The following is a 10,949-nucleotide window of genomic DNA, read 5'->3' as shown; positions in this document are numbered from 1 at the left end:
GGCCGAGGGGCCCGCGCCTTCCGCGTTCCTAGCCGGTGGAGTCGGACTCGCTGGAGGCCCGGAGGTCCGCCAGCCGTACGGCACCCCGCCGGATGGCCTCGTTGGCCAGGCGGGTGCGCCGCCCGCTCTCCCCGTAAACGGCGAACTTGTCGTACAGGTGGGCCAGGTGCTGCTTCACCGCCGCCTCGGTCACGAACAGCTGCTGGGCGATGTCCTTCACCGAGGCTGGCTCGGTGAACATGTCGCTCGAGAACACCGGCCCGCACAGCGCCACCAGGACCTCGCGCTCCCGGCGGGTGAGCTCGGGCGGGCCCTCCGCCACCCGCGTCGCGGTGAGGGAGGCGTCGGCGGCCTCCTCCAGCCGGTAGGCCAGGCGGGTGTCGCCGATGGTGACCTCGTCGCCCGGGCGCAGAACCCGCTCGGTGATCAACCGCTCGCCGTTCACGAACGTCCCGTTGCGGCTCCCCATGTCCCGGATGGCCCACCCCGACTGATACCGCTCCAGGACGGCGTGCAGGCGGGAGACTTTCGAGTCTGCCTCCAGGGCCAGGTCGTTCGACGGGCCCCGACCGATGGTCAGCCGGTCGCCGGAGAGGGGCACCATCTCCGGGCCCGACGGACGTCCCAGGACCAGATAACCGGACATGTCGGCCGGCCTACCCGGTGGTCGAGCAGACGTCCGTGTTGCCCTTGGCGAGCTTGGGGACGACCTGCTTCACGAGATCCACTCCGATGGCGTAGTTCTGGTTCTGGATCTTCTCGGTGCCGATCTGGGTGACCACCAGCGTGTTCACGCCGACCAGCTGCTCGTCCTCGTCCACCAGGGGACCGCCGGAGTTGCCCGGGTTGATCGCGGCGTTGCTCTGCACCAGGTCCGGGTACTCGGCGCCGTTCTCGGTCTGGAACCGCTTCGACAGGCTGGTCCGGACCACCGACACCACGCCGTTGGTCCCGGTGAGCCTGTCCCGGAGAGAAGCGTTCGCCGGGAACCCCAGCACCACCACGACGGACCCGATGTCGAGGTCCGACTGCGATCCAAGGGCCAGGGTCTTCAGCCCGGCCGTGTCCTTGATCTTGAGGACGGCGAGGTCCCGGCACGGGGCGGCGCCGACCAGCTCGGCATCCTGGAACTTGTTCCCCACCCCAACCTGGAAGCTGGTGCCGCCTTCCACCACGTGGTTGTTGGTCACGATGAGCCCGCGGCCCTTGTCGAACACCCATCCCGTGCCGCTGGCCTGGCGCTGCCCGTCCTTCTGGTTGATGACCAGGACGGTCGACGGCTCGATGGCCTTCACGATCTGGGCGACAGTGTGCGGGGAGGCGGTGGTCTTCGACTTCAGGGGGCCGAACACGAACAGCGCCACCACCGCCACGGCGACCAGGATGGCGACCCCCGCGAGGATCATGGCCCGGCGGGTGTTCTTGCCGGACCGCAGCACCATCCGTTCGATGGTCGCCGTTCCCATGCGCCGGGGCCGGACCACCGGAACGGCCGGCGGCTCGGGGAGGCCACCGCCCGCAGGAGGCGGCGGGAAGCCACCGCCCGCAGGAGGCGGCGGGAAGCCACCGCCGGGCGGAGGCTGGGGGAACCCCGGGGAGGGCGGGATGGGCTCGGCCCGGGTGGGGGCCCCGTACGAGGCCGCGGGCGGGATGGGCTCCGTCGATGGAGCCTGCGCCGTGGCGCCGGCGGGCACCATGACGGTGTCCCCGATCCGGATCTGCTCGCCGCCGAACAGCGGGGTCGGCCCGTCGATCCGCCGTTCGTTCACGAACGTGCCGTTGGTCGATCCCATGTCGTGCAGGATCACCTGGCCGGTCGGCTGCACCTCCAGGAACGCGTGGTTGCGGGAGGCCTTGGAGTCGGTGAGCACCAGGTCGCAGTGCTCGTCTCGGCCCATGACGAACCGGTCGCCCGACACCTCCACGCCCTTGCCCGCTTCGGGACCCGAATTGATGCTCAGCCACATGTTGGTTGCTCCCCTTGCCTCGTCGCGCGGATTCTACTGAGGGAGCCCCTCCGACACTAGGGGTTCGGTTCCGTGGGCCTTCCCGTGCAAGGGGTTGCCTGCGGGGAGCCTGCGTCAGGGGATGGACGGCGTGGGCGGAGGCGTGAAACAGATGCTGCCCAAGCAGCGGCCCCCGCCCGTCCCCGTGGGCTTGGGAGTCGCTTTGGTGGCCGTGGGCTGCGGCGCCGTGGTGGGACTCGGCGTCTTCGACGCCTTCGGCGAAGGCTTCGGGGACGGGCTGGGCGAGGGAGTCGGGACGGGGAGCCCGACCGAACGCCACACCGCCACCAGAGCGTCGTAGCCCTTGGTGTACTCGGCGCTCGCCTGCTGCTCCGCGGACCGGGCCCGGGCCACCAGGCTGGTGCGTTGCTTGTCCGCGTTCACGGCCCGCTGCATCAGCGCGGCGGCGTCCTGGTACCGCTGGAAGGCGTTGAGCAGGTCGGAGCGGACGCGCAGCAGGTCGGTCCGGGTCGTGCCGAACTGAGCCGGCACGATCGTGACGACGTCGAGGCGCCGGATCCCGCGAACGGCCGCCCCAGATTGCAACGCGTATTCGTCGGCCCGGGCGGCCAGGGCCTGGGGGACCTTCCCGGTGGTCCCCCCCAGCGTGTCGAGGTCGTGGGGAAGTCGAGGGAAGACGGACGGGTGGATGGGCCCGGACCCGGGGAGCGAGCTCTGGAGCTGCTGGTCGAACGTGTCCACGGCCTGCTTCTCCGTCGCCGCGGCGGCCGGGGACGTCGCCACGGGCGTGGCGGGGGCCGGCTTCCCGTCGCCACCTCCGCTCAGCGCCAGCGCCACTGCCACCGCCGTCGCGGCCACGATCACGACCGCTCCGGCGGCCACCAGTGCCCTCCGTGACCGCCGGCGCCCGCCGGGCTCGGTCGGGACGGGCGGCGGCGGGGCCGGAGGCGGCTGCACTACGCCGTCGGCGATGACCGCCTGCCCGGGTCTGTCGGACACGAGGGTCTGCCCGGCCGCCGGCGGGACGTCGACGAGGGTCTCGTTGCTGGTCTCGGGCACCTCGTCCACGTCCAGGACGAGCGCGGTGATGTTGTCCACCCCGCCGGCCTCGTTGGCGGCCTCCACCAGCCGTCGCGACGCCTCCTGAGGGTCCTCGCTCGAAGCCAGGATCGCCTCGATGGCGTCGTCGGACACCATGCCGGACAGCCCGTCGGAGCACAGCAGCAGCCGGTCGCCGTTCCGGACCCGGACCACCGTCTCGTCCACCTGGACCGTCGCCCCGATGCCCAGGGCCCGGGTCACCACGTTGCGCTGCGGGTGGACCGCCGCCTCGTCCCGGGTCAGCAGGCCCTCCCGGAGCATCCGGTTGACGCGCGTGTGGTCCTCGGTGAGCTGCGTGAGGTCGCCGTCGCGGAGCAGGTACGCCCGGGAGTCGCCCACGTGGGCCAGGCGGAGCCGGTCGTCCTCGGCCAGGATGACCGTGATGGTCGTCCCCATGCCGGCCTCGTCGGGCCGTTCCAGGGCCCGCTCGTAGATGGCGCTGTTGGCCGCCACCACCCACTCCGACAGTGTGGGCGGATGGCCGTTCCCGCTCTGGACGAACTCCTGGAGGGTGTGCACGGCGAGGCCCGAGGCGACCTCGCCCGCGGCGCCCCCGCCCATGCCGTCGGCGACGGCGTACAGCGGCGGGCTCACCAGGTGGGAGTCCTCGTTGTTCTGGCGAACCCGCCCCACGTCGGTGGTCGCCCCTGCCCGGATCCTCATCCCATCGCTCCCAACTCGCGCGGATTCTCCGACGGGTGAGCGTCCCAAGGCAAGGGATCGCTTTGCGAGGCCCGCGGGCGCCGGCCGGCGGCCGCCCACCCTGGACTGGCCCGACGGGGCGCCCATACAATGCCGCGCGACAGGGGGACGATTCGAACCAAACCACCAGGGGTGTCGATCCCGGATGTGGCTGACAATCCGTTCCGGTCCCGATGAGGGCAAGACTGTCCAGGTCGGCAGCACCGAGTTCGTCATCGGACGGGACGCGGGCTGTGACCTGGTCCTTGCCAACGACCGTCGCGTGTCCAGGCGCCACGCCGCGCTGCGGCCGGACCCGAACGGACAGACGGTGCTGGTGGACCTGGGCTCGGCCAATGGAACCTTCGTGAACGGACGCCGCATCGAGGGCCCGCAGGTCCTGGCCGGCGGCGAGCAGATCCGGGTCGGCGACAGCGACATGTCCGTCGGGGACCAGCCGCCGCCACCCGACACCGCCGAGCGCGTGGGCCGCAGCCCCGCCGACCCCCGGGTGGGGATGACCATCGGCCGGTACCGGATCGACGAGCTGATCGCGGTGGGCGGGATGGGCGCCGTGTACCTGGCCGAGCACCTCCGGCTGGGGAAGAAGGTCGCCCTCAAGGTCCTGGCGGCCCGGTTCGCCCACGACCAGCGGTTCCGGGACCGGTTCGTGGCCGAGTCCCGGATGGCCGCGGCCCTGGACGACCCGCACGTCATCCCGATCTACGACGCGGACGAGGTCGACGGCGAGCTGTTCATCGCCATGAAGTACGTCCACGGCACCGACCTGGCCACCCAGATCGACGACGAGGGGCCGCTCGACCTGAAGCGGACCCTGTCGATCCTGGAGCAGGTCGGCCACGCCCTCGACGCCGCCCACGCCCGCGGGCTGGTGCACCGGGACGTCAAGCCCGGGAACGTGCTCGTGGCCTCGGGCGACGGCATGGACGAGGCCGGCCATGCGTACCTGTGCGACTTCGGCATCACCAAGCAGACCGGCAACGGGGCCGGGCTCACGCTGCCGGGGCAGGCGGTGGGGACGGTCAACTACATGGCCCCCGAGCAGGTATTGGGCGAACCGATCGACGGCCGGACCGACATCTACGCGCTGGGGTGCGTCCTGTACGAGTGCCTGACCGGCGCGGTCCCGTTCCGGCGGGACAGCCAGGAGTCGGTGATGTGGGCCCACGTGAACCAGGCGCCGCCCCGGGTCACCGAGCTTCGCCCGGACCTGCCCGCGGCGCTCGACGCCGTCGTGGCCAAGGCCATGGCCAAGAAGAAGAACGACCGGTACGCCGGCTGCGCGGAACTGGCGACGGCGGCCCGTGCCGCAGCCGGGCCGGCGGTGGACACGGCGGAGGCCAGACAGATGGCACGGCAGGCCACCGTTCCAGGGTGGGAGCCACCTGCCCGCCCCACCGTGGCGGAACCGGCCCCTCCGCCCTCATGGATTCCTGCCGCCGTGGCCACTCCGGCCCCGCCTCCCCCGGGCCTGATCGGCGACCGCACCGTCGCCGAGGGACGGCCCGGAGCCCCCGCCATCCCCGGGGTGCCCGGGATGCCGGCGGTGCCCGGCTATCCCGGGGTCGCGTATCCCGCACCGGCGACGAGCCGCGCGCCGCGGTGGCGAAAGCCACTCCTGATCGGGGGCCCCATCGTGGCGGTGGTCGTGGTGGTCGCCCTGATCCTGGCCCTGTCCGGCGGAGGGGGAGGGACCGGCCCCGCCGGGCCCACCAAGCCGCTGCCCCCGGCCAACCCACGGGCCCAGACGGCGCCCTTCAGCATCACCCTGACCTGGCGCCAGCCATCCGTCGGCGGCGAGGCGATCGGGTGGAAGGTGTTGCGGGGCAACGGGGTCCTCGACGTCGTCCACGAACCCACCTACCTGGACGAGGACGTCCAGCCGGGCCAGCACTACACCTACCGGATCGAGGCCCTCGGCCGGCGCCACACCGTTTCCAGTCCCACCACGGTGGCGGCCACCACCCCGGTCCCGCCCATCTCCGAGGCTCGGGTCGAGGGCACGTACGACGTCCGCTACCAGGTGACGTCCTCGTTCGGATTCAGCACGGTCCACCAGCACTTCACGCAGACCTACGTGTTCGCGCCACAGTGCTCCTCCGGTCCCTGTAACCTCGCCTGGCACGACGAGCAGCAGCTCGGATTGCACCGTTCCGTGTTCACCAGGGTGGGAGGCCTGTACGCGACCCATACGAGCGGGGACTTCAGCGTGACGTGCGACCAGGCCACGGTGACCTCGTTCCTGAACTACACGCTCCGGGTGGTCCAGGCGGCGGCCCGGGACGGCCAGTGGGTCGCCACGAAGCTCACCGGGACGCTGGAGGAGCACGAGCCGGCCGGGAAGTGCAAGGCGTCCGGGGCCACGTACGCGCTCACGGTGACCCCGTCATCGTGAAACTGTTCGGCGGGCAGACGCCGCGGGGACCGGAGGGGCCGGGGGGAGAGGACTGATGGAGACGGTTCGAAAGCTCGTGCTGACCCTCCCGGACGGGCAGGAGCAGCAGTTCATCCTGTCGAAGGACGTCATCACCATCGGCCGGGCCACCACCAACGACGTGTCGATGCCCGACCCGAAGGCGTCGCGGTTCCACGCCCGGATCGAGTGCGACGATCGGGGCTGCACCATCGTCGACCTCGGCTCCGCCAACGGCATCAAGGTGAACGGCTCCCGGGTGGAGCAGGCCCCCCTCGCCACCGGCGACGTCATCCACCTGGGCGGGAGCACGGTGCGGTTCGAGACGTACGCGCCCGTGGACGTGGGCTCCGAGACCATGTCCGAGACCGTCCTGGAGATGGAGATCCCGGAGGTCGCCGAGTTCACTCCGGAGCAGCTCGATACCGCCATCGGCTCGGAGACGATCGTCCAGACCCTCCAGGACACGTCCGTGCCGCGGCTGGCCATCCATCTGCCGCCGCGAACCTGGGAGGTGACGCTGCTCGAGGACAGCATGATCATCGGCCGGGATCCGGGAGCCGACATCGTGGTGGCCGATCCGCAGGTTTCCCGGAACCACGCCCGCCTGGAACGGCGGCCGGACGGCTTCTGGATCGTGGACCTGGGGAGCCGCAACGGCACCCGCATCAAGGGCCACCGCATCACCGAGCACAAGCTGGAGACCGGCACCGAGCTCCGGATCGGGCCGGCCCTGCTGGTGTTCAAGGCAGGGTTCGGGGCCAAGGACATGACCGTGGTGGGGGTGGCCCCGGAGGTGGTCCGGCCGGGGCTGGTGCGGCGCATCCCCGTGGTGATCATCCCGGGGTTCATGGGCTCGGAGATGATGGACGAGAGCGGAAGACTGATCTGGCCGAACGCCCACAAGGCCCTGGCCAACCCCGAGATCTACCGGTGGCCGGACAAGAAGCTCACCGTGGGCACCATCCTGCGGGACCACGTCATCATCCCCAACTTCATCACCCTGGCGCGGTACAGCCGGCTGGTGGACTACCTCCAGGAGGAGCTGGGATACCTCCGGGAGGAAGACCTGCTGGAGTTCCCCTACGACTGGCGGCAGGACTACCGGATCTCGGCCAACCAGCTGTCGGAGGCCGTGCTGGCGTGGCGGGAAGCCAAGGGCCACGACGAGATCGCCATCATCGGGCACAGCCAGGGGTGCCTGATCACGCGGTATTACGTGGAGCGGCTGGGGGGCAAGGAGCACGTGGCCCGGATCATGCTGATGGGCGCTCCTCACGCCGGCTCGCCGAGGACGTTCCAGGCCTTCGTCGCCGCCCGGGGCATGTTGGCGTTCAACTCCATCCGGTCGCGGTTCCAGCGGGTGGTGATGTCGTTCCCGTCCGTCTACCAGACCCTGCCCAACTACCCCTGCGTGGTGGACGAGAAGGGAGAGCAGCTCGACATCTTCACCGACGACGCGTGGGTCCCGGAGGAGAACCGGCCCATGCTGCACGCCGCGGCCGCCTTCTACCGGGAGCTCGGGATGAGCACGAGCGTCCAGACGCTGTGCGTGTTCGGGTACGGCCTGAAGACGCCGGTGCGGCTGGTGGTGCAGGGCGACGGGCTGGAAGGGTGGAAGGGCGCGCGCCTGGAGGTCGAGGACCTCGGCGACGACACCATCCCGCAGGAGAGCGCGGTGCTCGAAGGGGCCGAGATCCACCCCGTGCAGCAGCACCACGGTGTGCTGTATACCGACGCCGACGTGCGCATGCGCCTGCGCCTCGAGCTGGTCGGGAAATAGGGGACGGGGACAGAGCGGGGCGGAGGCGGGACGGATGGCATCCACCAGCCGGGTGGCCGTGGTCGAGATCCTCCGGGGCGGCGACGTCTTCCAGATGCCCCTGGAGGGGCCGACGCTTTCCATCGGCCGGGCCCCGGACAACGACGTCATCCTGGACGACCCGGCGGTCTCGCGGCACCACGCCCGGATCGAACGAAGCGGCGAGGTGACCTCGATCGTCGACCTGGGAAGCGCCAACGCCACCCGCATCAACGACGCGGAGGTCGAGCCGAAGGTCGTTTATCACCTCCGGGAGGGCGACACCGTCCGCATCGGCGGCTACGCGCTGCGCCTGCGGGCCGAGACCGGGCCCGTGGTCGCGGGGAGCCGGGGCGGGGCCATCCCAGCCGGGCTGCACACCGAGATGGCGGCCCCGGTGGCCTCGGCGGCGGTCGGGGCGGCCGGCGTTGCAGCGGCCGGTGTGGGGGCGCCGCCCCGCCTGGTGGTCGCCACCCCCCGGGGCACCCGGGAGTTCCCCTTGAACCGAGACGTCATGGTGCTGGGCCGCGACCCGACCGCGGACATCCCGGTCGACGAGCAGGTGGTGTCGAGGCGGCACGCCGAGCTCCGGCGGGCCGGCGCCGGCTGGGAGATCGTCGACCTCGGGAGCATGAACGGGCTGGCCGTGAACGGGCAGCGGTTCCAGCAGAAGGTGCTCTTGAACGGGGAGCAGATCCGGATCGCCAGCAGCGTCACCCTCACCTACCTGGCCACGGCCTCGACGCCGCCGCCGGCAGCCCCCGCCGTGGCGGGTCCGGGCCCCGCGGCCGCCTCCCCGCACGTCGAGCACCTGGACCGCGGCATTCCGCAACGGATATCGCTGGCCGGGAAGGCCACCCTCACCTTCGGCCGGGATCCCCGCAACGACGTGGCCATGGACCACCCCTCGGTGTCGCGCCTGCACGCCCGGCTGGTCCGGTACGCCGAGGGCTTCGCCATCGAGGACCACGGCTCCACCAACGGCACGTTCGTGAACGGCTCGCGCCTGGTGCCGGGCCAGCCCGCCGCCCTGCGGGTCGGCGACGTCATCCGGATCGGCCCGGCCAAGTTCATCTACGCGCCGGAGGTCCTGGAGCGGATCGAGGAGTCCCGGAACCTCAGCCTGGACGTCCTGCACCTGAACCAGGTCGTCGCCAAGGGACTGAACCTGCTCCAGGACATCTCGTTCTCCATCAAGCCCCGGGAGTTCGTGGCAGTGGTGGGCGTGTCCGGGGCCGGCAAGAGCACGCTCCTCGACGCTCTGAACGGGTTCCGCCCGGCCAACCAGGGCCACGTCCTGGTGAACGGCACGGACCTGTACCGGAACCTGGACTCGTACCGGACCGACCTCGGCTACGTGCCCCAGGACGACATCATCCACAAGGAGCTCAGCCCGTATCAGGCGCTCGACTTCGCCGCGCAACTGCGTCTTCCAGCGGACACCACCGACCAGGAGCGCGAGGCCCGCGTGTTGGAGGTCCTCCAGATCCTGGGCCTGTCCGAGCGCAAGGACGTGCCCATCACGCGACTGTCGGGCGGCCAGCGCAAGCGCGTGTCGATCGGGGTCGAGCTGCTGACCCGCCCCGGCCTGTTCTTCCTGGACGAGGCCACTTCGGGCCTCGACCCCGGCACCGAGAGCCAGATGATGAAGCTCCTCCGCACGCTGGCGGACCAGGGCCACACCATCGTGCTGATCACCCACGCCACCAAGAACGTGATGCTGTGCGACCAGGTCGTGTTCCTGGCCAAGGGCGGCTTCCTCTCCTACTACGGCCCGCCGGAGGAGGCGCTGGGGTTCTTCGGCGTGCAGGACTTCGACGAGATCTACATCAAGCTCGAGCAGGAGCGTTCGCCCGCGGAGTGGGCCGAGCAGTACCGCCACTCGCCGCAGTTCCGGACGTTCGTGGTGGAGCGGCTCCAGGGAGTGGCGGCGGGCGACAGCGGCCCCGTGCAGCGAGTGGGGCTGACCCCCGGCAGCACCGTGAAGCACGTCTCCGGCTTCGGCCAGCTGGCCATCCTGTCCCGGCGGAGCCTGGCCATCCTGGGCCGGGACCGCTTCAGCCTGCTGCTGATGCTGGCCATCGCGCCGGGGATCGGGCTGATGGACCTGCTGACCTGGAAGAAGCAGTTCTTCAGCGACCCGCGCCAGGCGGGCCAGGCCCGAACGTTCATGTTCCTGGCCTTACTCACGTCGGTGCTGATCGGCGCCATCGCGTCCATGCGCGAGATCGTCAAGGAGTCCGAGGTGTACCGGCGCGAGCGCATGGTCACCCTGAAGATCGCTCCCTACGTCCTGTCGAAGGTGTGGCTGGGCGTGGTGCTGGCCCTGTATCAGGCCGCCGTGTTCACGGCCACGAAGAAGCTGGCCACCGGGTTCTTCTGGCCGCCGGGCGCCGGCGGCATCGCCAAGGCTTTCGTGACGTTCTTCCTGGCCACCATGTCGGGGATGCTCCTGGGGTTGTTCATCTCGGCGATCTCGTCGAACCAGAACGTCACGCCGCTGTTGCTCATCGTGTTCCTGGTGCCGCAGTTCATGTTCGGGAACCCGGACCTGTCGATCGGAAAGGCCGGCGACGCGATCGGGAACATCACCACGACGAAATGGGGCTTCCAGGCGCTGCTGATCATCTCCGGAAAGCGGTTCAGCAGCGCGTCGTTGTGGCCGAAGTGGGGCATCCTGCTGCTGATCTGCGGGGTGCTGTTCGTGTTGCTGCTCGCCGCACAGAAACGCAAGGACATCAAGCGGTAGGTCGCTTCGGGGCTGGCTCCGGTCAGCGTTGCTGGTCGGGGGGTTCGGCCCGGCGGCGGGGCGGCGGAAGCCGGTTGGGATCGGACGCTTGCTGCTCGGCCACCGTGGGCAGGGGCGGTGGGGGTGCGGGCGATGCAGGTCCGCCGATGACGGTGGGCGCGTGGGAACCGCGGCCCGGCATGGGCGGCGGGACGGGAGGCGGGCCGGGGGGAGCAC

General features: G+C 70.8%; 7 protein-coding genes. 3 read left to right on the top strand and 4 right to left on the bottom strand.

Annotated elements, in window-relative coordinates:
• Positions 1-28 precede the first annotated feature (28 nt).
• The 3 genes from M3Q23_18560 to M3Q23_18550 form a co-directional block, all read right to left on the bottom strand.
• A complete protein-coding gene (locus M3Q23_18560) occupies positions 29-646 on the bottom strand; it encodes an FHA domain-containing protein (protein ID MDP9344051.1) in 618 nt (205 codons plus the stop codon).
• 10 nt (positions 647-656) lie between these two features.
• Positions 657-1,967 carry a trypsin-like peptidase domain-containing protein gene (locus M3Q23_18555; GenBank protein MDP9344050.1) on the bottom strand — a complete coding sequence of 437 codons (1,311 nt, stop codon included), beginning with the start codon at positions 1,965-1,967 and terminating at the stop codon, positions 657-659.
• 114 nt (positions 1,968-2,081) lie between these two features.
• Positions 2,082-3,731 carry a Stp1/IreP family PP2C-type Ser/Thr phosphatase gene (locus M3Q23_18550; protein ID MDP9344049.1) on the bottom strand — a complete coding sequence of 550 codons (1,650 nt, stop codon included), beginning with the start codon at positions 3,729-3,731 and terminating at the stop codon, positions 2,082-2,084.
• A gap of 184 nt (positions 3,732-3,915) precedes the next feature.
• Here M3Q23_18550 and M3Q23_18545 point away from each other — a divergent pair, with 184 nt between their 5' ends.
• The 3 genes from M3Q23_18545 to M3Q23_18535 are packed head-to-tail and all read left to right on the top strand — an operon-like array spanning position 3,916 to position 10,733.
• Positions 3,916-6,165 (top strand): protein kinase, encoded by a 2,250-nt coding sequence (locus tag M3Q23_18545; protein MDP9344048.1) that lies wholly within the window; start codon positions 3,916-3,918, stop codon positions 6,163-6,165.
• A gap of 55 nt (positions 6,166-6,220) precedes the next feature.
• Entirely contained in the window at positions 6,221-7,966 is a 1,746-nt protein-coding gene (locus tag M3Q23_18540; protein ID MDP9344047.1) for an alpha/beta fold hydrolase, read from the top strand.
• Between the two features lie 34 nt (positions 7,967-8,000).
• Positions 8,001-10,733: an FHA domain-containing protein gene (locus M3Q23_18535; GenBank protein MDP9344046.1), complete on the top strand. Its 2,733-nt coding sequence runs from the start codon at positions 8,001-8,003 to the stop codon at positions 10,731-10,733.
• 22 nt (positions 10,734-10,755) lie between these two features.
• Here the strand turns inward: M3Q23_18535 and M3Q23_18530 are convergent.
• A partial coding sequence (locus tag M3Q23_18530) for a hypothetical protein (protein ID MDP9344045.1) occupies positions 10,756-10,949 on the bottom strand: 194 nt, incomplete at its 5' end.

This window comes from Actinomycetota bacterium, assembly GCA_030774015.1.
In the GTDB taxonomy this organism is placed as follows: domain Bacteria; phylum Actinomycetota; class UBA4738; order UBA4738; family JACQTL01; genus JALYLZ01.
The sequence above is the reverse complement of the archived record's forward strand: the minus strand, read 5'-3'. Positions and strand labels throughout refer to the sequence as shown.

Coding starts and splice junctions, on each gene's coding strand:
- M3Q23_18560 (MDP9344051.1), bottom strand. CDS start 646: ATGTCCGGTTATCTGGTCCTGGGACGTCCGTCGGGCCCGGAGATGGTG.
- M3Q23_18555 (MDP9344050.1), bottom strand. CDS start 1,967: ATGTGGCTGAGCATCAATTCGGGTCCCGAAGCGGGCAAGGGCGTGGAG.
- M3Q23_18550 (MDP9344049.1), bottom strand. CDS start 3,731: ATGAGGATCCGGGCAGGGGCGACCACCGACGTGGGGCGGGTTCGCCAG.
- M3Q23_18545 (MDP9344048.1), top strand. CDS start 3,916: ATGTGGCTGACAATCCGTTCCGGTCCCGATGAGGGCAAGACTGTCCAG.
- M3Q23_18540 (MDP9344047.1), top strand. CDS start 6,221: ATGGAGACGGTTCGAAAGCTCGTGCTGACCCTCCCGGACGGGCAGGAG.
- M3Q23_18535 (MDP9344046.1), top strand. CDS start 8,001: ATGGCATCCACCAGCCGGGTGGCCGTGGTCGAGATCCTCCGGGGCGGC.